This window comes from Microbulbifer maximicatervae (SeqCode), from assembly GCF_052467815.1.
Window position 1 is genome coordinate 1,793,453 of record NZ_CP174326.1, and the last position, 19,832, is coordinate 1,813,284.

Genomic DNA, 19,832 nt, shown 5'->3' on the forward strand with positions numbered 1-19,832 from the left:
GCTTAAGTTACATTTGGCGAAACAAGTGTAGATAGCGTCGACTGACAGGTAATACTTCCTCCCGGTTCAGCAGTGTGATTTGGGCAACATCTCCATCTCTCACCACATGGCGGACGGCCTTTAAATTGACGACAACAGAGCGATGAACCTGGGTAAAGAGTTCGGGGTCAAGTTGGTGGGTTAGATCCTTTAATGGTGTGCGAATACAGGCCTCCAGATTGTTATTGCCGGATTCGCTCCAGGCTACCAGGGTATACTTCTCATCTGAACGCAAATAGTGCACATCTTCTACCGGTATCATCCGCAATTGCTGGCCTATGGAAGCGCGAATCCAGCGCAGGTATGGTTTGTCTCCCTTGGATTGAAGCTGTCTCGCTAATTGCTCGAGTAACTCCTGTTGATGATTGACGGGTTTGCAACTGCTGAGCCGTTCCCTAAGCCGCTCGGCGGTATCGGCGAGCCGCTCAATCTCTACCGGTTTTACCAGGTAGTCCAGTGCACCCTGCCTAAAAGCTTCCACGGCATAGTTGTCGTATGCGGTAACGAAAACTAAATGGGCCCGACGCCCAATACTCTGGGCTGCCTCAATACCGGACTTACCCGGCATATGGATATCCAGAAAACAGATATCGGGCTGCTTTTCTTCAAATAGTTCTACGGCTTCACGACCATTACGGGCCTCCGCAACAACCTTCAGCTCCGGCCAGACACTTTTGAGTTTGCGGACCAAAGACTGGCGCAGCAGTGGTTCGTCGTCAGCTACTAGGGCGGTGGCGGTGGCGGTGGCGGTGGCGGTGGCGGTGGCGGGCGTGGCACTCATATTTGCTCCTCGGCGGGGAATAGCAATTCGGCACAAAGACCTGTGGGCTGTTGGTCGATCAAACGCAAGCCTGCACTATCGCCATAGGTGAGTTGTAGCCGCTCTCTCAAAGTTGCCAACCCTGTCCCGAGACTGTTGGAATTGTCCTGGATGCCGATACCGCTATCGGTGATGGTGGCAATACAGAGGCCCTGTTCCAGCTTTATTTCAATATCAATACGTCCCCCTTCCTCACTGGGGTCTATGCCATGGCGGACGGCATTTTCAACCAGTGACATCAGAGACATGGGCAGGCAAGACTGACTTCGCACCTCGTCACCAGCGTTGATAGAAAATTCCAGGCGATCCGGCATACGCATTTGCATCAGGCCCAGGTAAGCCTGCACCAGAGTTAGCTCTTGCTCGACGGTACTTTGCTCCGACTCAAGTTTCGGTACTGCGGCGCGCAGGTAGGCAATCAGGTTGTTCAGTAGTGCGGGTGCCTGAGGGGATGAAGACTCTACCAGCTCTTGTACATTGGCGAGTGTATTAAATAAGAAGTGTGGGGCCACCTGGGATTGTAATAAACGCAGCCGCGCATTGAGCGCCTGGTGCTCCAGGGCACCCCGCTGCCGTTCAAAAAATTGCGCCTGCTCTCGTACAGCAATATCCCGCTGGCGCAACAACGCAGACATAGCGAGCCAGGGCCCGAATAACATGCCGGTCACCGCTATCAGGAGAAAACTCCAGTGTCGGCTGTGGTCCTGCCAAAGTGGAAGTGCCCCCGGTTCTGTCAAGGCAGGAGACAGGATTAGCAATGTCAGTGGAATAGAGATTGCCACACCCACCACCTGTATTACCCAGCGGGGTAATCGTTGAGGCAAGTTGCGCGGCCACTGCTCGAACAGGCAAAAAGTAATCAGTGCTGATATGGCAGCTGTGCTGGTTTGCAGTAGGAGTTCTGTATAAGTACCTTTCCAGCCGAAGCTGAGTAGCAGGGTCCAAAGCAGAGTAGCCAGCAAAACAGTCAGCGACCGCTGCCTGCTGGGTAGCAGTCGCACTTGAGGTGGGTTGGCTGTCGGCGAGTAATTCATGATGGCCGCCTTCGGTAAATTTTAGCGGCCATTCTTACACAGGTTTTACCGTTAAAGCGCTGCTTTACCTTGTAGATGCAGCTTTCTCCGCTGTGCTAGTGCATCGACAGAATAGAGGGCTAGACCCAGCCAGACAAACATAAAGGTGGTGAGCTTTTCTTCGCTGAAAGACTCGCCCAATACCTGGGTGGCGACCACCAGCATCAGTGTGGGGCCGATGTATTGCAGGAAGCCCAGTGTGGATAAGTTGAGCCTGCGCGCGGCGATCGTAAACAGCAGCAGGGGAACCAGGGTAATGGGGCCGGCAAAGAGCAGTAAGCTGTTTAACTCCAGGCTGTTGTTCAGCAAGTTGCTGGTGGGGCTGTCGCTCCAAAACAGGTAGATCATTGCCACTGGCAATATAAAGAGAGTTTCCACCGCGAGGCCGGTAAGGCTTTCCACAGGGGCCTGCTTGCGGGCCAAACCGTATAGCGCAAAGGAGCAGGCCAGGAACAGGGCAATGATCGGTATGCGACCAAACTGCCAAAGCTCATAGGCAATGCCGGTAGCGGCCAGCGCTACAGCGATCCATTGCAGTCGCCGCAGTTTCTCACCCAGGAACAGGACCCCCAGCAAAATATTGATCAGTGGATTGATGTAGTAACCCAGGCTGCCCTCGAGCAAATGGCCATTATTGATCGCCCAGATAAACACCAGCCAATTACCGCCGATCAATACCGTGGTCAGGGCCAGCATCCGCATCTTCTTGCCGTCGCGTAAGGTTGCCAGAAAATCCGGCATCTTGCGTACAATCAGCAGAATACCAATAGCGAGTACCAGCGACCAGATACTGCGGTGGGCAAGGATTTCCGCAGCGGGAATATCCTGTAATTTATTGAAGTACAGTGGCGCCAGCCCCCAAATGAGGAAGGCGGAAATCCCGGCGAGAAGGCCGGTTGAGGCGGAATCATTACTACGCAAGGGAGCACCTGTTGTGGATAACTCTGGCTTTGGTTCAGGGGTGGCACGTGGATGTGGTCACCTGGGCCTGAAGCAAAAGAATAGGTCTGGCCATTGTAGAAGCGGTGGCCGGGGGGGATCAATCTTTTTTACCGCGAGGAAGGCTCCGATTGGCGTGTCATTGGCGGGTATTTGTGGGTACCCGCCAACGACCGAAAGGCTTAGAAAAGCACACGGCAGCGCAGGGTGCCGGGGATACTCTTCAATTTTTCCAGTGCCAGATCAGAATACTCTGCGTCCACATCGATCACTACATAGCCCACTGTCTCATTGGTTTGCAGGAACTGTGCGGAGATATTGATGGCATTTTCTGAGAACACTTGGTTGATGGCGCTCAGTACACCGGGCACATTCTTGTGAATATGCAGCAGGCGGTGGGTATCCAGGTGACCGGGCAGTGCAACTTCCGGGAAGTTCACAGAACTGGTGGTGGTGCCGTTGTCGGAGTAGTGAGCGAGTTTCTCCGATACTTCTGTACCGATATTCTCCTGGGCCTCCACAGTGGAGCCACCTACGTGAGGGGTCAGCAGCGCCTTATCGATTCCGCGTAGGGGAGAGACGAATTCGTCGCTGTTGCCACGGGGCTCAACCGGGAAGACATCGATCGCCGCACCGGCCAGGTGATTGCTCTTGAGTGCTTCTGCCAAGGCATCAATATCTACCACAGTGCCGCGAGAGGCGTTGAGGAGAATACTGCCGGGCTTCATCTGCGCTATCTGCTCGGCGCCCATCATCATTTTGGTGGAAGGCAACTCTGGTACATGCAGGGAGACCACATCGGATTCCGCCAACAATTCCGGAAGTGAGTTTACTTGGGTGGCATTGCCCAGCGGCAACTTGGTAATCACATCGTAGAATCTGACTCGCATCCCGATAGCTTCGGCCATAACAGAAACCTGGGAGCCGATAGCACCGTAGCCGATAATGCCCAGGGTTTTGCCACGGGCCTCGTATGAGCCCACCGCTGACTTCTGCCAGCCGCCGCGATGACACACTGCGTTTTTCTCTGGAATACCGCGCAGCATGAAAATAGTTTCGGCAATAATCAGCTCGGCAACGCTGCGAGTGTTGGAGTAGGGCGCATTAAATACCGCGATACCCAGTTCCGTCGCCGCCTGTAAATCCACCTGATTGGTGCCGATGCAAAAACAGCCTACGGCTACCAGTTTGGACGCATGTTCCAATACTTTGCGGGTTAACTGGGTACGCGAGCGAATACCGATAAAGTGCGCATCGGCAATTTTCTCGATCAATTGATCTTCAGGCAGGGAGGTCTTGAGGTACTCCACATTGGTGTAGCCTCGGGAGCTGAGTAAGTCGACGGCGGACTGGTGTACGCCTTCCAGCAACAGGATGCGGATTTTATCTTTTTGCAGGGACTTCTTTTGATCGGAACTGTGCGCAGCCATAAACTATCTCTTCACTGAGTGCGAATAACAGGTGCAAAGTGCTTAGATCACTTCTTCGGGGGTGCCGCAATTTTGGCGAAGGCGCGATCATAGCACATGCAGCCTCCAAGGCTTTATTCGAAATTTCTATCCTAACTATCTTGTTTATCTATGTACCAACATCAATTTACCTGTGGCAGTGAAGTACCGTTTGGTTTGGGGAAGGTTGTCTGTGTGGGGCGCAATTACGCAGACCACGCGGCGGAGTTAAATAATCCGGTGCCAGAAGAACCCCTGCTATTTATCAAGCCGGCAACAGCAGCGGTACCTATGGCAGACACCATCCATTTACCAGCGGGGCGCGGCAGTTGTCACTTTGAAGGTGAGCTTGCCCTGTTGATTGGCAAGCGCTTGAGTAATGCCAACGTGGCAGAAGTCCCTGGGGCCATTGCTGGCTTGGGCCTCTCCCTGGATTTAACTTTGCGCGACCTCCAAACGAAGCTGAAAAAAGCGGGACATCCTTGGGAAAAGGCCAAGGGGTTCGATAAGTCATGCCCTCTTTCTCCCTTTGTGAAACTCGATTGGTTGCCGGACTGGGACAAGCTCAGTTATTCCCTATGGCTGAACGGTGAACTGCGCCAGCAGGGTAAAACCGAAAATATGCTGACACCAATTCTTGATCTGGTGGCCTATGTCAGCAGTTACTTTACGCTCGAACCCGGTGATGTGGTTTTGACGGGCACACCGGCGGGAGTGGGCGAATTACACCACGGCGATAATCTGGCGATGCAGTTGGAAGATGATTGGCTGCGTGTGGAAACGCAGGTGGCCTAGTTTAGAATGACTTCAGCCCTTTGATTTGTGATCACATTTTCGATATAACCGGGAAAACTATCTCCAAATTAAATGAGGTGTGTCATGTCAGCGAAAAATAATGTCCCCCAAAACCTGCAGGAATGGCAGGCTCTGGCGGCCTCACTGAAAATCGAGGGCCGTGCCTTTATCAATGGCAGCTATGTCGATGCCCTCTCCGGTGAAACTCGCGCCACTTTTAATCCCGCAAATGGTGAAGAGCTGGCGCAAGTTGCCAGCTGCGGTCCAAGTGACGCGGATTTGGTGGTAAAGGTGGCTCGGGAAACCTTCGAGTCTGGTGTTTGGTCGAAAATGCCGCCAATGCAGCGCAAAAAAATTATGGTGCGCTTTGCAGAGCTGATTGAAGAGAGTCTGGTGGAAATTGCCCTGCTCGAGAGCCTCGATGCGGGTAAGCCGATTGGCGATACCATGGCCGTGGATGTCCCTGGAGCGGCCACTACGATTCGCTGGAGCGGTGAAGCAATCGACAAGATTTACGATGAAGTGGCCCCAACCGGCCCCGGTGAGTTGGGCTTGGTTACCCGTATGCCCCTGGGGGTGGTGGCCGCCATTGTGCCCTGGAACTTCCCTTTATCCACCACCGCCTGGAAACTGGGGCCGGCCCTGGCCACCGGCAACAGCGTTATCCTGAAGCCCGCTTCTAACACACCGCTGACAGCGATTAAGCTGGCGGGCCTGGCTAAGGACGCGGGCCTGCCGGATGGCGTGTTAAATGTGCTACCGGGACCGGGAAGTAGCTTGGGCAAGGCCTTGGGTCTGCATATGGATATCGATTGCCTGACATTTACAGGCTCCACCGAAGTAGGCAAAACCCTGACCGAGTACTCAGGTCAGTCCAACCTCAAGCGTACTTTCCTTGAGCTCGGCGGTAAAAGCCCGAATATTGTATTTGCCGATGCAGATCTGGATAAGGCGGCAGAAGCAGCGGCCCTGGCCATTTTCTACAACCAGGGGGAGACCTGCACCGCCGGATCACGTCTGCTGGTTGAAAAATCTATTGCCGATGAATTTATTCAAAAAGTGGCTAAAGCGGCAGAGTGCTTTAAGCCCGGGCATCCTCAAAACCCAAATACCCGTATGGGTGCCCTGATCGATCGCAGCCAGTTTGATACGGTTGAATTTTACGTGGCCAAGGGCCTGGAGCAGGGTGCGCAATTGGTTTGCGGCGGCAAACCGGTAGATGAAGTAGCAGGCGGTTACTACTATGAGCCAACGGTATTTCGCGGTGTTACCGGCGACATGACGATCGCCCGTGAAGAAATCTTTGGCCCGGTGCTGTCTGTTATCGAGTTCGAGACAGAGGAAGAAGCACTCGCCATAGCCAATGACTCAATCTACGGCCTGGCGGCGGGTATCTGGACCAATAACCTGGGTCGTGCCCACCGTATGGCCCGGGATATATACGCCGGCTCTGTTTGGGTAAATAACTATTTTGGCGGTGATATCACCGTACCGTTTGGTGGTTTTAAGCAGTCTGGAAATGGCCGCGATAAGTCGCTACATGCGCTGGATAAGTACTGTGAACTCAAGTCCACCTGGATTGATTTGAGTTAGCTTCTCAGATTTGAGGGCCGGACTCCCGGTCCTCATGCATTTTTCCCACTCACCCCGGAATTGCCACTAGATATACAGGGCTCCGGTGTAGTCAGTGTTTATCTCCCTCTACCTCCATACCAGCTGCTGGATCGACGCGCAGTGGATTTTCTGGCGTGAATTATCTAGTCAGCTATACCTAACTTATTGCCCTGAGAAAAGTTTGGGGCGACATTTTCAGGATATGAGTATTCCAGTTCACGAGTTTTATAGCGTGTAGGGGTGCTGATTTGAACAAAACTACCGTTCTATTTGTGGCTTTAAGTGCCATTGGTGCGACCTATGCCCATGCTGAAAAAGCGCCAATTTTTGGCGAAATAGCAGGGCTTGTTAGCGCAGAAAAAATTTATACGAGTATGTCTCACAATAACAATCTCAAGCAGAGGCAAAGAGAGTGGATCAGGCTATTTGTCAATCGTGGTGATCAAGTCAGAAAAGGGCAGAAAATTGCTGAGCATCGCAATAGAAAAGGAAAAGTTGTCCTTGAATATATTGCCAATCGCTCAGGCAGAATTCTATTGAACAGCCGTTCAGCAGTTGACTCCGTAGAGTCTATTCTGGAGATCATTACGGTTGGAGAAGAGAAATACTGTGAATATGAAAATTGTGGTTTGATCGGTGTGCGCTGAGAATTTTCAGGAATTGCCTGCTTGGCAGAAGCAGGGTTTGTTTGCAGATTAATAGCTGTGTAATCTGGGGATTCCTGATATTTGTGCGGCCCAATTATGAAACTTATTTATACCCATGAAAACCGTTTGTTGGTTGAGTTGGCAAAGAGTCGACTTGAAGTTGCGGGAATAAAAACACAATTAAAAAATGAATATGCCCAGGGGGCTACTGGTGAATTAGCCCCCAACCAGGTTTGGCCAGAATTATGGTTAGAGCGTGACCGCGATTTGGAGCGAGCCCGACAGGTCCTGGCTGAGGCTGAGGTGGATTCGAATAGCTGGTTCTGCCAGGCATGTGGGGAAGATAACGGTGCAGCTTTTGATTACTGCTGGCAATGTGGAGAACCCAAGCCAGCAGGAGCTGACTAAAGCGGAGTTTTGTGGGTCGCATATCACAATGCAAGTACTTCTCAACATTGATGTCGATGACTTAAACCGGGCGATCAATTTTTATCGAGATGCATTTGGCCTCTACGAAGGTCGCCGCCTGGGAACGGATATGATTGAGATGCTCGGTGGCACTGTGCCTATATTTCTACAGCAAAGGGATTCGGGGATCTGGCCGATAAACAGTAAAAAAAATATAGGTAGCTATGATCGGCACTGGACGCCGGTAAATATGGATATTGTTGTAGAGGATTTGCTTCTGGCAATAGAGCAGGTGGTCGATGCTGGTGGACAGATACAGGGTGAAATCCAGCAAAAAGAATGGGGAGTTAAGTCTTCATTAACTGACCCCTTTGGAAATGAGTTCTGTCTGGTACAGTTTGATGGCAGTGGTTCTGATACTATCAGCTTGTAAGAGAGTAGCTATTCAAATACTTAAACCTATCACCTTTCAATTAATATGATCTTTTTATCTTAACTCATGAATTCATGGCTTTTTCGATGATTTAAGTATGGATTATGTAGTGATAATTGGTAAAAGATTTACAGGTGTCTTATGACTGTTACGTCCCATGGTGTGTCTATCGGTTTGGAACAGAAATCCGATTATATTTTCCTTACTGTGAAGGCCCGTGGTAAGTTGACCCATGATGATTACGAAACCATGGTACCAATGTTGACCGCAGCAATAGAAAAAGTTGAGCACCCAAAGATAAACGTATTTATGGATGCTCGAGAATTGGAGGGGTGGGAGCCTCGGGCGGCTTGGGATGATTTTAAGTTGGGTATTGAATACGGCCGGGAGTTTAACCGGGTTGCCGTACTTTCAGATAAACGCTGGCTAAAAGTCGCCGGAAAAGTAGGTAGCTGGTTTATTGGTGGTGAATATCGAACATTTGAATCAGAAACTGAGGCGAAAGCTTGGCTGGAGGAAGCTACCTAGATTTTGAAGTGATAAAGCCAGAATAGGAAAATAAAGTATTTGTCCATTAAAGGCTTATTAAATAATAAATTATATAAGGATTAGACCGTATGTTTGAGTGGATAGCCAACCCTGAGGCCTGGATAGCATTGGCCACGTTGGCGGCGCTGGAGATAGTGCTGGGCATCGATAATATTATCTTTATCTCCATTTTGGTTGGACGGTTGCCTCCAAAACAGAGAGAGCCCGCGCGCTTTATTGGTCTTACCCTGGCAATGGTGACCCGGTTGGCTCTGCTTTTCTCTATTGTATGGATTATGGGCTTAGTCGAGCCACTATTTAGCATCTATGGCATGGAAATTTCAGGGCGCGATATTATTTTGGTTGGCGGAGGACTGTTCCTAATCGCTAAAGCTACCCATGAAATCCACAATAGTCTCGAGGGTGAAGAGGAGAGTGCATCCTCGCTCGGCAGTGCGGGATTTTGGATGGTGCTACTACAAATTGCACTATTGGATATTGTCTTTTCCTTGGATTCTGTAATTACCGCTGTCGGATTGGTCGACGAGATCTCAATCATGGCAATAGCGATTATTCTGGCGGTAATCGTCATGTTGGTAGCGGCTAAACCGATAGGGGATTTTGTTGATCGGCATCCTACCGTGAAAATGCTGGCACTATCCTTCTTAATTATGGTGGGCTTAACTCTGGTGGTTGAAGGGTTTGATGTCCATGTGCCTAAGGGATATATCTACTTTGCCATGGCGTTTTCAATGGCTGTGGAGTTCCTCAATTTGCGTATGCGCAGCAAGAAAGTCCGTAAGACCCCGCCGGTAAGGTTACATCACGCTCTACGTGAGGATAGTTAAAATAGTGAGAGGGTGAAGGTGTTCCTCCACCCTGGATTACTGTCTGGTTTGCAATAGTACCCTTAGTTACTATTTTTAAGCTTCAATATTAAGTAAGTAAGGCCCAGCGCGAGAGTGGCAGTAGATAATCCCAAAAGTTCGCCAGCATTGACCTTATCCAGATCTAAAATAATAAATTTTCTGGATAAAGCCAAAATAGCAATAAGTACGACAACTTTGGTTTGAATAATACTCTGTTGACGTGTAACTACATATTGAAGTGTATGGCTAAATTCCAGTGCAATCAGTAAAGTAATAATCTCGCCAAATATTGTTTGAAATACCTTGTGGTCCAGAGGGTCCTGCATGCCCACCAGTAACATATTGTATACAGAGTATCCCAATCGGCTGATCGCGACTATTACGATTACAACAATAATAAAAGTCAAAATTAAGGCAATCAGGCTTTCAAATTTTCGATAGTAGTTGTGAATTGCCTTATCTGTAATCGAAGTTTTTTCTTCTGGGCTGTCCATGCCTTACTTCTCGTTAAACTCATAAAATTAAAGCTAGTTTCTGTCAGTGAGCTTCTTAATCCAATCCTGATTTAATTTCCTGTTTTAGTAATGAAATTACCTTGCTACTTAGCGGCATCATTCGATGTAGTATCACTGGAACTTCGTAGGATGTTCCCAAGCCCAGGATAGCACTACTATGGGGCATAATGGTTATGTCATAGGGTGTCCAGATTGAAGCCGGTTCGGTAACCTCCAATTTTTGAATGCCTAAGTTCAACGCGCGTAAAAAATCACTGCCGATCCGCAATTGTTTCCCACCTTTGTAAGGAAGAAAGTTTGCCCAGTAACTACCATGGTGGGGAGAGGAAATTGATATAAATTTATGCACCCGCTCCAAACCATTAAGGGCTTGTAAATAATACCGAGCGATTATCCCTCCCATGCTGAATCCCACCAGGGTACAGGTAGTTTCTTTATCTACGATGTGCTCCAATTTTGCGAGAAGCTGGGACGAAAGGTGTTCCATACCATGCCAGCCGGAGTTATAGCGTAGGTGGATATAGTGTACGTCATAATTTTCGGCAGCTAATTCGTGCTGCATTCTAAGCAAGGAGGTTCCTCGATCAAAAATTCCAGGTATTAAAAGAACAGTTCGGCTTTTACGTTTCATTCTTGTCGCAGGAGAAGTAATGCGTTAGGAAAAGCTTCAATCGCAATAGTTATTTGTCTGCCAAAAACTATTGGGAGCTTGATAGAGAAGTGTAGTTGCAGAACTATTGTTGGATGCCACAAAGTAGCAAAGTAGTCTTAAGGGATAAGTTGGATTGCCGGCAACTATGTCTTTTATTTATATAGACGCCGGCATCTGAAATAAAAAAGTAATTCAAGCGTCTGTTTGAGGGTTTCCAAATAGGAATATTAATATTTCACCGAGTCTAGAATTCCATGATTTCTCATCATGGGCATGACCCTCAAATACTTGGGTTTGCCAATTTGAAGAGGAATACCCTTTCCGGCGCATGATTTTATCCACAGCCCGTTGCAGAGGCGGGTAATAAGCATCCAGGGTTTCTGTACCATGGTCAAAATAAAATCGGTGATTTCCAGGCTTAGGTAAATTTGCCTCTAGATAGTCGCGAATAGCCTCAGCTATTGGTAGTTTGTCGTTAGGGTTAATCCCTGGCCAATGGGTGGATATAGCTGCAGCCGTAGAGAACACTTCGGGGTACTCTGTGACCGCATAGAGTGATATCAATCCTCCCATACTCGCGCCGGCAATAAAGGTGTCGCTGGGATCACCACTCACAGCGTAATGACTATCAATATAGGGTTTAACTTTGGTCACCAAAAATTGTAAGTAAAGATCTCCACGCAATTCGGCTTGGCTAAATGGATGTTGGACCTGTGAAGCTTCTTTAGGCAAAAAACTCCGAGCTTTCTGGGGGAAGTAGTCACCGTGGCGAAGTGTCTCAATGTTATCGATAGCGACAACTATGAAGGGACGTACCTTTTTTTCTGCTATTAACCGAGAGGCGACTTCATCCATGCCCCACTCCTGGCCATTCCAGGTGGTTTTACTGTCGAACAGCATCTGTCCATCGTGCATGTAAAGGACTGCATAGGGTTTTTGTGTGGGATATTGATCAGGCAGCCATACACGAATAGGGCGTTCAGCAAGCCCTTCCAGTGTCAGGGAGGGCAGTGTTTCAAGCTTTCCTGCCGATACTTGTACTTCTTTAGGGGGTTCTTCAGCTGTACACGGTGGTATTAGACTGAAAAGAATACCGAATAATAAGGTCTTATAGATATCCATAGCGCCCTGCCTTTGGGGTGTAGATAAAGTTCTACTCTATCTATAAAACCAGTGGCAGGGCTCCTCCCCCTAAGGGGCTGACTTTGGTGTTGAGACTTCTTTAGAAATAACTGCGGACATCCCAAGTTTCACGTTTATCATCCAATTCGAGCATCGGTCTCATTATAGAGCTATGCCCCTGTCCACCAAGAACGAAAACTTTGGTACCCGGTTGGGCGACGGCCTGGATATTGGCATACATACGGAAGTTTCTGGACCACCATTTGGAGGATAGATCGGCCCCAATAAAGTTATCACCTTGGCCAACATCATTGAGCATTATATAGGAGCCTACGTTTATTTTATCTTCAGTGGGGTCATTGTGCTTATCCAGAATTTCCTCCAATGACAGTGAGGCATGCATCTCATTAAATCGAATGCCCCAAGCCTTCAAAAATTCATCAGTTATTTTTTTTCGCTCGGGCGAATTACTTTCTAGATAGGATAAAAGTTCGCCATAGGGGAGATCTTGGCTAGCATCATAGCAGATGACTTTAGGCAGGCCGGACTTCTTGGCTACTCTGAATCCCAGCTGTTCGCTTTCTCCTCTATTTAGCTTGTGCTCACCCTTGACATATTTGGCAAAGCGCTGATTAATTTTACTTTCGTCATTGGTGTGGCATTCCAGAAGAACATGTGTTGGCGAGTCGGCGGCAATCCGTGAGGATAGGTCCTCCAAATACCTTTGACTTTCTTCGGTATAAACATCAATAACTTGTGTTTTCACTACATCTTTACTGGGTTTGCTGAAGTGGCTAAAGTGAAAGCTACCAAAAAGCATAACTTGTGCGGGTTCTGTACTTTCTACTGGCTCTGCATAGGCACTTAGACCAACAAGTCCCAAAGAAAGCATAATTGAGCCAGTGATTTGTCTTGTTAGGTTTTTCATTTAATATCCTTATTTTATTATTTAGCTTCTATAGTTTGGCTAAGTACTACACGAAATGAATAAGTTTGAATTTGACAGCGATAAAACAGCTTAAAATTGAATGCTTTAAATTGGTAATGCCTGCTTATAACAAGATAGATAAAGTGATTTTTCTGATCTGAAAAATTTTTTATTAATTAATTGCGGTGGGACTTGAGAACTCAGGGCTATTTTAGTAATAGCCCCAAGTTGGTACGGTATCATTGTTAATGTATGTTTACTTAAGTACCACTTCTTAATCTGGTCACTTCAACATCTGCATTACGCATTTTAGCTGAATGGGCTACTTCCTTGCTGACAATAGTCTTTCCTATCGGAGAGAGTGAAATTGCCGCAAGCTTAAGGTGCTGCAAACCAAAAGGTATACCAATAATGGTAATAAAACAGGCAATAGCATGCAGAAGGTGGCCAATAGCAAGCCAGATACCAGCCAATAGGAACCAGATAATATTCCCGACTAGACCAAAGCCACTTGTCCCAATATCACCGCGCAGGGTGAGTTCTTCTCGGGAAATTGCCTCCTTACCGAAAGGGAAAAAGGAAAATTTGCCGATTACAAAGCAGGCTCTTCCCCAGGGAATACCAATAATACTGATAAAGGCAATCAGCGAGCAAAACCACCAGCAGAGTCCCATAATGACACCGCCAAGGATAAACCAGAGGAAATTTCCAAGTGTTCGCATAACTACCCCTACCAATTCGGTAAAATATATTAGTGAAAACGGTAATCTACTGATGTTACCGCAAATCCTAATGGCTATATCATTTATTTAAATTACAGTAGTTAGACGCAAATACCCACGCTTTGGATTCATTTATGGGTATTATTGTCGGCCCTTGCGTGACTAAGTAGTCAGATTGGTTGCCGGCTTGGATTTTGCCCTTTGGTTATAAAAGTTACGGTAGCAGCTCATTTGTCGGAGAATTACTATTTAGCAAGCGATGACATTGACTACTTCCTGTTACTGGTAGACCTGACTGCAATATACCCAATTGATCCAAGACAGTCGCTTGGTCCCAGTAAATATGCTCAGAGCTGATTTTTCTATTGGAGAAGCTAATAATTCCCACATGGGGGACTGATAGCTTCTTCCCTGTTGCTTCGATACCAGGTGCGAACCAATCCATACGAATAGAATGGGTAAAGTGAAGAATAAACTCATCCACTAAGCTGTCTTTGCCCACGGTGCGGGAAAGAAGCTGTAAATTTATATCCGCTGGCATTTGAGGAATAAATATATCCCTATAAAATTTTCGTAAGGGTTCTTTTCCCGTTGCGCCGGTATTAACCGGTACATGAATTAATACGGGATTTTCGGTCATGGTAGCAATTGCGGCGTCGGCATCTTTTAGATCGAATTCGGCCTCGGTATGGATTTCCCAAAGTTGAATTAAGTACTTTTCATCGTCATTGTATTCCATCTCTTTCACCTTCCCATTTGAGGCGCAATATTACTGATCGTTGAGTTAATCCATCTTGTGCCAAAGACAGTATTGCGATGTTTATAAATATCAACAAGGTCGAGAGCGTCAACAGTGAATATGACGATTTCGCAGCTACCTATAGTGATGGCTAATTTTTAGTACAGAATCAGAGTGTTTGTAGTACTAATAGACCATAAATTATTGAGGAGGAGATGAAGGGAAATTGTTTGAATGTTTGCAGATCTAGGGAGCCTCTGAATAACTCCGTGATACCTCTGGCTTGCAGAGCGGTTCACAATCAAGGCGCGGCTTCGCAGGAATGTCTAGACCTTTCAATAAGTCGCAACGCGGAGTGTGAATCGCTCTGCGAGCCCCGAAGGGCGGGCCTTGAAGGCTACAGCTGCTGCGTTGCAGCTCTTGCCAAGGGCTACGGCCATTCGCGGCGAGCTGCGCCTAACATCTGCAGCCTTCAAGGCCCGCAGAGGCATTACGGAGTTATTCAGAGGCTCCCTCGAATGCGTTACCCGTTCTACAAAGAGAACGCATTCTTAACCCTTTAGCCGCGCCAGTAATTATTGGCTGCTGCAACGGTTTGGAAGTTAATGGCAACAACCTGAGAGGAGGCGATCAGGCTGTCTGCATTTTCCTCATAGGCGGACCTCAGCTTACCCCGTACTTCATCTGAAGGCTGGGTGTATTTTACTCCCATCCTGGATAGTTTCATTGCAAGTTCAAAGCCTTGTTGTGCATTTTCAGTAATTAGGCTTTCTAACCAGATTTGCGACATGGACATCCCTCTCTACTATCGGGTTGATTGATAAAGTTGTGGGAGCTGCTGAGCCCCAGTTATTTTGTATATTTACTAAGGGTTGATATCAGTCCAATATGTATTGGCTGATATATTTGTTGAACTGAATAAGATCGAAAGAACCTCTTATTTCGAACCTTACCTTACCGATCTCGCTTAAATAAACTTCTATTTCACAATCCAGATCAAAAGTGCCAGCGGTCTCAACAGAAAATGCTTGTATCTTGCTGAAAGGCAAAGAGGTGTAGTCTACTTTTGAGCCGGTGATACCCTGAACATTGGCGGCAATAATGCGTTTGTTAGTGAAAACTACCTGATCGCGAATAGTTTTAAAACCAGCAAAAATAAACTCCCCCTCGATCAGGAACTTATTAAAGTCATCCCTGGCTTCAGAGATATCTATAGGCTTGAGTTTAAAGACCGGTGAGTTTTTAAAATCTATCACGGGTTATCCCTGTAATTCTATTGGAGGAGGAGATTACCACTGTGGCGCATTAAGTTACAGATGATTTACTTTTTGGTTGTGTTTTTATGTTTAAATTTATTTAATTATTATGACAATTTCCACAATAGAGGATCGATCATAAGTAATAGGTAATTTTTGAAATGCTTATCTCTCTATTTATTGGATTCTTGACTCGATTATTTCAGTATCACTAGGGATAAATAGCAGTGGCTATATCTGTCTATTGATTTGCAAGGCTCCCAAAAAAAGCTGCACAGCGGGATGAGTTGCTGCACTTTTCTTGAAGGTGACAGCATTTTGTATTTGGTAGTGAAACTTCTCCGGTAGCAGGGGGAGCAGGGTTCCTTCCCCGACATATCTGCGGGCCAGGTATTCCGGTAGGAAACCCACAAAGCACCCAGAAAGTATCATCGCCAACCTGGCCGCCATATGGTTGGCTGTGGATCGCTTGGGAAACAGTCGATACAGGTGCGCCGCACCAGAGAGAACAGTATGGCTGGGCGCAGCTAACTCCTGCTGGGTGAGTAGCTCCTCATCAATAGCTGACACCTGGGCACAGGGGTGGCTGTTACTGCAATAGAGAATCGATTGGTGATAAAACAGGGGTTGGTACTCCAGCCCCGGTCGACGTGAGTGCAGGGGGTTGATACCGATATCGGCGCGGCCTGCGAGGATTTCCAACTCGAGTTCCTGAGGGGCGGCCAGTTGTACTTCCAGGTGGAGTTGCGGGGCCTTCTCACGCAGTTGTGCAATAGTTCTGGGCAAGTTCAGTTGCGGTATTTCCAATACATCGTCGGGCATTACCAGGCGCAGGGTACCGGTGAGTTGGGATTGGATTGCATTGACCTGGCTTTTGAAGGTATCCAGGTGCCCATCGAGCTCCAAAATAGCCCGATACAAGGCCTCCCCCTCCGGGGTCAGTTTGAAGTCGGCCCTGCCTCGAGAGCGCAAGCACAACTGCATACCCAGCCGTGTCTCCAGGTCGGAGATATGCACACTGATCGTGGAGCGGCTGATATTCAGGGTGACTTCGGCAGGGGTGATGCCTCCGGCGTGCACAACCTCGCGGAAGACGCGCAGCAGGCGCAAATCCATATCGCTGAGGCGGCCTCCCAGGGCGTTTTTGGTTTTGCTCATGGCTGCACTTCCAGGTTGTTTTCGGCGCTGCGGGCTGCGGATTCGATTAAAGTTTGATAAATATAAACTTTAGTTGGAAAAATACTACTATTCTCCTCAGTCAGCTGCGGCCAGAATCGCCGCATACTACTAATAACATCTATTTACTAGGAATTTCCCTGTGAAACTTGCAAATTCGGACCTGTTGAAATTTCAGAACTATATAGCGGGCGAATGGCGTGACGCTGCCGCCACTGTAGATGTATGTGACCCGGCAAATGGCGAGTTGCTGGGCCGTGTGGCCGACGGTACCGCAGAGGATGCCGAGGCGGCGGTGGCGGCTGCCAGTGAAGCCTTCCCCGCTTGGAGCCGCCGTACAGCCGGTGAGAGAGCTGCGGTGCTCAAGCGCTGGTACCAGCTGATCGTGGATAACAGCAATGACCTGGCAATGATCCTTAGTCTGGAGCAGGGCAAGCCGGTTGCGGAAGCGAAAGGTGAGATTATCTACGGGGCTTCCTTTATTGAGTGGTTCGCGGAAGAGTGCCGCCGGGCCTACGGCCAGACGATCCCGACTCACAACCCGGCCATGCGCCTGAATACCATCCGCCAGCCGGTGGGTGTTGTGTCCTGTATTACCCCCTGGAACTTCCCCAATGCCATGATCACCCGCAAGGCGGGTCCGGCACTGGCGGCGGGCTGTACTGTGGTGATCAAACCGGCCCTGGAGACGCCACTATCTGCTCTGGCGCTGTGCCAATTGGCGGAAGAAGCGGGCCTGCCCAAGGGGACTATCAATGTAGTTACCGGCAGTGATTCTCCAGGAATTGGCAAGGTTCTGACCCAAGATCCCCGTGTGGCCAAATTCACCTTCACCGGCTCCACTGCTGTGGGCAAGCTGTTGATGTCCCAGTGCGCCAGCACCGTGAAAAAAATGTCCATGGAGCTTGGCGGCAACGCGCCGTTTATCGTATTTGACGATGCGGATATGGATACCGCAGTCAGCGCCTGTATGGCGACCAAATTCCGCAATGCGGGCCAGGTGTGCGTGGCCACCAACCGTATTTACGTGCACGAATCCGTGCACGATGAGTTTGTGGAAAAGCTGCGCGAGCAGGTTGCCGCCCTGAAGATCGGTCACGCTACCGATGAAGGGGTCAATATGGGCCCGATGATCTTCCGCAGGGCTGTGGACCGGGTTCAGGGGCTGGTACAGGACGCGGTTGAGGCCGGAGCAAAAGTTGAAATTGGCGGTGAGCAGCTGGCCAATGGCGATAACTTTTTTGCGCCAACCATCCTCACTGGAGTTACCGATACCATGCGTATCGCTCAGGAGGAAATTTTTGGCCCTCTGGCGGCGGTTCAGAAGTTTTCCGGTGAGGAAGATGTGGTTCGCCGTGCCAATGAAACGCCCTACGGCTTGGCGGCTTACGTGATGAGTGAAAACATTCGCCGAGCCAATCGTGTGGTAGAGGCGCTCGACTACGGCATGATTGCCTGTAACACCGGGGTTTTCTCCACCACTGTGGCACCCTTCGGTGGTGTTAAAGAGTCCGGTATTGGCCGCGAGGGCGGCGTCGAGGGTATGGCCGAATTTTACGAGACCAAATATTGCTGTTTCGGGGCCTGAGCCCCGGTCTGAACACAACTGGCCTGCGTTTGTCCTAGGTGACAAGCGCCCGAACAGATTTTCGGGAGCCTGTGGCTCCCCTACTTAAGAGTTTGAAACTTCAGGGAACTTGCGGAGATTAATACTATGTCTGAGATGCAAACCGATGCTTTCTGGATGCCGTTTACCCCCAACCGCACCTTTAAGTCTGCACCGAGAATTGTAGAGCACGCCGAGGGGATTTATCTCACGGAGAAAGGCGGTCGCCAGGTTATTGATGCGACTGCGGGTCTGTGGTGCAGCAATGCGGGCCACTGTCGTTCTGAAATTGCAGAGGCAATTTACCAGCAGGCAAAAACACTCGACTACAGCTCTATTTTTAATTTTGGTCACGAGTTGGGTTTTGAGTATTCCGAGCGTCTGGTAAAGCACACTCCCGATGGCCTGGACCATGTGTTCTTCGGTAATTCCGGCTCCGAGGCAGTTGAGAGCGCCCTGAAAATTGCCCTGCAATACCAGCGTGTACGCGGCAAGGGCACTCGCACTATGTTTATCGGCCGTGAGAAAGGTTATCACGGAGTAAACTTCGGCGGTATTTCTGTGGGCGGTATTCCTCCCAACTACCAGGGTTTTGGCCAGCCGGTGAAAGCCAACCATATGCGTCACACCCTGGACATTGAGCGCAATGCATTCAGTCGTGGCCTGCCGGAGCACGGTATTGAGTTGGCTGAAGACCTGGAGAGACTGGTAGCTTTCCACGGCGCCGACCAGATTGCCGCTGTGATTGTTGAGCCGTTTGCCGGTGCCGGCGGTGTGGTACTGCCTCCCAAAGGCTACCTGCAGCGCCTGCGGGAAATCTGCGATAAGCACGACCTGCTGCTGATTTTTGATGAAGTCATCTCCGGCTGGGGTCGTACCGGTTCTGCATTTGCCTCCACGGAGTTCGACGTAACCCCGGATATGATCACCTCCGCGAAGGGGATTACCAATGCCACAGTGCCCCTGAGTGCGGTATTTGTCAGCGACGAAATTTATAAAACCGTGATGAATGCGGCTCCCGATGGTGCGGTGGAATTCTTCCACGGTTATACCTACTCAGCACATCCGGTTGCCTGTGCGGCGGGTATGGCGACTCTGGATATTTACGAGCGCGAAGGCCTGTTGACCCGCGCTGCCGGTGAAATTGGCCAGCACTGGGAAAATGCCCTGCACAGCCTGGCTGACCTGGACAATGTGATCGATGTGCGCAATTACGGTTTGGTCGGCGCTATTGAGTTGCGCGCGCCGCAGGATCTGAAAGGGAAATACGGAGCCAAAGTCTCTGGTATGGCCTGGGAAGCTGGAGTGATGGCTCGTGGTATTGGCGATGCCCTGTGTATGTCCCCACCGCTGATTATCGAGAAGCATGAGATCGATGCCGTTGTGGATAAACTGCGTGGTGTGATCGGCGCTCTGGCCTGATTATGCTATTGCGGCAGCCCGTTCGGGCTGCCGTTCTCTCCAAATTACTTTTGTGCCAGAAGGAAAGAATACACTTCTCTC

Annotated in this window: 22 protein-coding genes; 9 read left to right on the forward strand and 13 right to left on the reverse strand. The window is 49.1% G+C overall.

Annotation, left to right across the window (positions count from 1 at the left end):
* Positions 1–7 precede the first annotated feature (7 nt).
* From ACJJIW_RS07850 to serA, 4 genes are all read right to left on the reverse strand, one after another.
* On the reverse strand, positions 8–820 hold the full coding sequence (locus tag ACJJIW_RS07850) for a LytR/AlgR family response regulator transcription factor (protein WP_444937052.1): 813 nt from the start codon (positions 818–820) through the stop codon (positions 8–10).
* Positions 817–1,893 (reverse strand): sensor histidine kinase, encoded by a 1,077-nt coding sequence (locus ACJJIW_RS07855; RefSeq protein ID WP_282930884.1) that lies wholly within the window; start codon positions 1,891–1,893, stop codon positions 817–819. The genes ACJJIW_RS07850 and ACJJIW_RS07855 overlap by 4 nt, the downstream gene beginning before the upstream one ends.
* A gap of 51 nt (positions 1,894–1,944) precedes the next feature.
* Positions 1,945–2,853 (reverse strand): EamA family transporter RarD, encoded by a 909-nt coding sequence (rarD, locus tag ACJJIW_RS07860; protein ID WP_282930885.1) that lies wholly within the window; start codon positions 2,851–2,853, stop codon positions 1,945–1,947.
* Positions 2,854–3,053: 200 nt separating this feature from the next.
* Entirely contained in the window at positions 3,054–4,301 is a 1,248-nt protein-coding gene (gene serA / locus ACJJIW_RS07865) for a phosphoglycerate dehydrogenase (protein WP_282930886.1), read from the reverse strand.
* A gap of 150 nt (positions 4,302–4,451) precedes the next feature.
* On the opposite strand from serA, the gene ACJJIW_RS07870 reads away from it, so the two are divergent.
* The 7 genes from ACJJIW_RS07870 to ACJJIW_RS07900 all read left to right on the forward strand — a co-directional run bounded on the left by ACJJIW_RS07870 (position 4,452) and on the right by ACJJIW_RS07900 (position 9,592).
* On the forward strand, positions 4,452–5,114 hold the full coding sequence (locus tag ACJJIW_RS07870) for a fumarylacetoacetate hydrolase family protein (protein WP_282930887.1): 663 nt from the start codon (positions 4,452–4,454) through the stop codon (positions 5,112–5,114).
* Between the two features lie 84 nt (positions 5,115–5,198).
* On the forward strand, positions 5,199–6,707 hold the full coding sequence (locus ACJJIW_RS07875) for an aldehyde dehydrogenase (protein WP_282930888.1): 1,509 nt from the start codon (positions 5,199–5,201) through the stop codon (positions 6,705–6,707).
* Positions 6,708–6,976: 269 nt separating this feature from the next.
* Positions 6,977–7,375, forward strand: coding sequence for a hypothetical protein (locus tag ACJJIW_RS07880; protein ID WP_413663646.1), 399 nt, complete (start codon positions 6,977–6,979; stop codon positions 7,373–7,375).
* Between the two features lie 96 nt (positions 7,376–7,471).
* On the forward strand, positions 7,472–7,783 hold the full coding sequence (locus ACJJIW_RS07885) for a putative signal transducing protein (protein WP_282930890.1): 312 nt from the start codon (positions 7,472–7,474) through the stop codon (positions 7,781–7,783).
* Complete coding sequence (locus tag ACJJIW_RS07890) at positions 7,725–8,216, forward strand: VOC family protein (RefSeq protein WP_282930891.1); 492 nt, start codon at positions 7,725–7,727, stop codon at positions 8,214–8,216. The genes ACJJIW_RS07885 and ACJJIW_RS07890 overlap by 59 nt, the downstream gene beginning before the upstream one ends.
* 141 nt (positions 8,217–8,357) lie before the next feature.
* A complete protein-coding gene (locus ACJJIW_RS07895) occupies positions 8,358–8,744 on the forward strand; it encodes a SpoIIAA family protein (RefSeq protein ID WP_444937053.1) in 387 nt (128 codons plus the stop codon).
* A gap of 89 nt (positions 8,745–8,833) precedes the next feature.
* Positions 8,834–9,592: a TerC family protein gene (locus ACJJIW_RS07900; protein ID WP_282930893.1), complete on the forward strand. Its 759-nt coding sequence runs from the start codon at positions 8,834–8,836 to the stop codon at positions 9,590–9,592.
* A 62-nt stretch (positions 9,593–9,654) separates the two neighbouring features.
* Here the strand turns inward: ACJJIW_RS07900 and ACJJIW_RS07905 are convergent, their stop codons facing one another.
* The 9 genes from ACJJIW_RS07905 to ACJJIW_RS07945 all read right to left on the reverse strand — a co-directional run bounded on the left by ACJJIW_RS07905 (position 9,655) and on the right by ACJJIW_RS07945 (position 16,705).
* Complete coding sequence (locus tag ACJJIW_RS07905; RefSeq protein WP_282930894.1) at positions 9,655–10,107, reverse strand: phosphate-starvation-inducible PsiE family protein; 453 nt, start codon at positions 10,105–10,107, stop codon at positions 9,655–9,657.
* Between the two features lie 55 nt (positions 10,108–10,162).
* Positions 10,163–10,759, reverse strand: coding sequence for a lipase family alpha/beta hydrolase (locus ACJJIW_RS07910; protein WP_444911710.1), 597 nt, complete (start codon positions 10,757–10,759; stop codon positions 10,163–10,165).
* 213 nt (positions 10,760–10,972) lie between these two features.
* On the reverse strand, positions 10,973–11,902 hold the full coding sequence (locus ACJJIW_RS07915) for an alpha/beta hydrolase (protein ID WP_282930896.1): 930 nt from the start codon (positions 11,900–11,902) through the stop codon (positions 10,973–10,975).
* Between the two features lie 100 nt (positions 11,903–12,002).
* On the reverse strand, positions 12,003–12,830 hold the full coding sequence (locus ACJJIW_RS07920; protein WP_282930897.1) for a DUF5694 domain-containing protein: 828 nt from the start codon (positions 12,828–12,830) through the stop codon (positions 12,003–12,005).
* A gap of 260 nt (positions 12,831–13,090) precedes the next feature.
* Positions 13,091–13,552 carry a YccF domain-containing protein gene (locus ACJJIW_RS07925; protein ID WP_282930898.1) on the reverse strand — a complete coding sequence of 154 codons (462 nt, stop codon included), beginning with the start codon at positions 13,550–13,552 and terminating at the stop codon, positions 13,091–13,093.
* 214 nt (positions 13,553–13,766) lie between these two features.
* Positions 13,767–14,291 (reverse strand): nuclear transport factor 2 family protein, encoded by a 525-nt coding sequence (locus ACJJIW_RS07930; RefSeq protein ID WP_444937054.1) that lies wholly within the window; start codon positions 14,289–14,291, stop codon positions 13,767–13,769.
* 559 nt (positions 14,292–14,850) lie between these two features.
* A complete protein-coding gene (locus tag ACJJIW_RS07935; RefSeq protein WP_108734816.1) occupies positions 14,851–15,081 on the reverse strand; it encodes a hexameric tyrosine-coordinated heme protein in 231 nt (76 codons plus the stop codon).
* Between the two features lie 88 nt (positions 15,082–15,169).
* Entirely contained in the window at positions 15,170–15,547 is a 378-nt protein-coding gene (locus ACJJIW_RS07940; protein ID WP_444937055.1) for a PH domain-containing protein, read from the reverse strand.
* 231 nt (positions 15,548–15,778) lie between these two features.
* On the reverse strand, positions 15,779–16,705 hold the full coding sequence (locus tag ACJJIW_RS07945) for a LysR family transcriptional regulator (protein ID WP_444937056.1): 927 nt from the start codon (positions 16,703–16,705) through the stop codon (positions 15,779–15,781).
* A 160-nt stretch (positions 16,706–16,865) separates the two neighbouring features.
* Here ACJJIW_RS07945 and ACJJIW_RS07950 point away from each other — a divergent pair, with 160 nt between their 5' ends.
* Together ACJJIW_RS07950 and aptA are read left to right on the forward strand one after the other, a co-directional pair.
* The gene (locus tag ACJJIW_RS07950) at positions 16,866–18,311 is read left to right on the forward strand and encodes an NAD-dependent succinate-semialdehyde dehydrogenase (protein WP_444937057.1); all 1,446 of its coding nucleotides are present in this window, start codon (positions 16,866–16,868) and stop codon (positions 18,309–18,311) included.
* A 126-nt stretch (positions 18,312–18,437) separates the two neighbouring features.
* Positions 18,438–19,751 (forward strand): omega-aminotransferase AptA, encoded by a 1,314-nt coding sequence (gene aptA / locus ACJJIW_RS07955; RefSeq protein ID WP_444937058.1) that lies wholly within the window; start codon positions 18,438–18,440, stop codon positions 19,749–19,751.
* Positions 19,752–19,832 lie beyond the last annotated feature (81 nt).

What these genes read in the sequence shown, in the direction of transcription:
- aptA (WP_444937058.1), top strand. Translation starts at nt 18,438, where the DNA reads ATGTCTGAGATGCAAACCGATGCTTTCTGGATGCCGTTTACCCCCAAC.
- ACJJIW_RS07850 (WP_444937052.1), bottom strand. Translation starts at nt 820, where the DNA reads ATGAGTGCCACGCCCGCCACCGCCACCGCCACCGCCACCGCCACCGCC.
- ACJJIW_RS07855 (WP_282930884.1), bottom strand. Translation starts at nt 1,893, where the DNA reads ATGAATTACTCGCCGACAGCCAACCCACCTCAAGTGCGACTGCTACCC.
- ACJJIW_RS07875 (WP_282930888.1), top strand. Translation starts at nt 5,199, where the DNA reads ATGTCAGCGAAAAATAATGTCCCCCAAAACCTGCAGGAATGGCAGGCT.
- ACJJIW_RS07930 (WP_444937054.1), bottom strand. Translation starts at nt 14,291, where the DNA reads ATGGAATACAATGACGATGAAAAGTACTTAATTCAACTTTGGGAAATC.
- ACJJIW_RS07905 (WP_282930894.1), bottom strand. Translation starts at nt 10,107, where the DNA reads ATGGACAGCCCAGAAGAAAAAACTTCGATTACAGATAAGGCAATTCAC.
- ACJJIW_RS07935 (WP_108734816.1), bottom strand. Translation starts at nt 15,081, where the DNA reads ATGTCGCAAATCTGGTTAGAAAGCCTAATTACTGAAAATGCACAACAA.
- ACJJIW_RS07885 (WP_282930890.1), top strand. Translation starts at nt 7,472, where the DNA reads ATGAAACTTATTTATACCCATGAAAACCGTTTGTTGGTTGAGTTGGCA.
- serA (WP_282930886.1), bottom strand. Translation starts at nt 4,301, where the DNA reads ATGGCTGCGCACAGTTCCGATCAAAAGAAGTCCCTGCAAAAAGATAAA.
- ACJJIW_RS07900 (WP_282930893.1), top strand. Translation starts at nt 8,834, where the DNA reads ATGTTTGAGTGGATAGCCAACCCTGAGGCCTGGATAGCATTGGCCACG.
- ACJJIW_RS07945 (WP_444937056.1), bottom strand. Translation starts at nt 16,705, where the DNA reads ATGAGCAAAACCAAAAACGCCCTGGGAGGCCGCCTCAGCGATATGGAT.
- ACJJIW_RS07920 (WP_282930897.1), bottom strand. Translation starts at nt 12,830, where the DNA reads ATGAAAAACCTAACAAGACAAATCACTGGCTCAATTATGCTTTCTTTG.
- ACJJIW_RS07925 (WP_282930898.1), bottom strand. Translation starts at nt 13,552, where the DNA reads ATGCGAACACTTGGAAATTTCCTCTGGTTTATCCTTGGCGGTGTCATT.
- ACJJIW_RS07910 (WP_444911710.1), bottom strand. Translation starts at nt 10,759, where the DNA reads ATGAAACGTAAAAGCCGAACTGTTCTTTTAATACCTGGAATTTTTGAT.
- ACJJIW_RS07870 (WP_282930887.1), top strand. Translation starts at nt 4,452, where the DNA reads ATGTACCAACATCAATTTACCTGTGGCAGTGAAGTACCGTTTGGTTTG.
- ACJJIW_RS07915 (WP_282930896.1), bottom strand. Translation starts at nt 11,902, where the DNA reads ATGGATATCTATAAGACCTTATTATTCGGTATTCTTTTCAGTCTAATA.
- ACJJIW_RS07895 (WP_444937053.1), top strand. Translation starts at nt 8,358, where the DNA reads ATGACTGTTACGTCCCATGGTGTGTCTATCGGTTTGGAACAGAAATCC.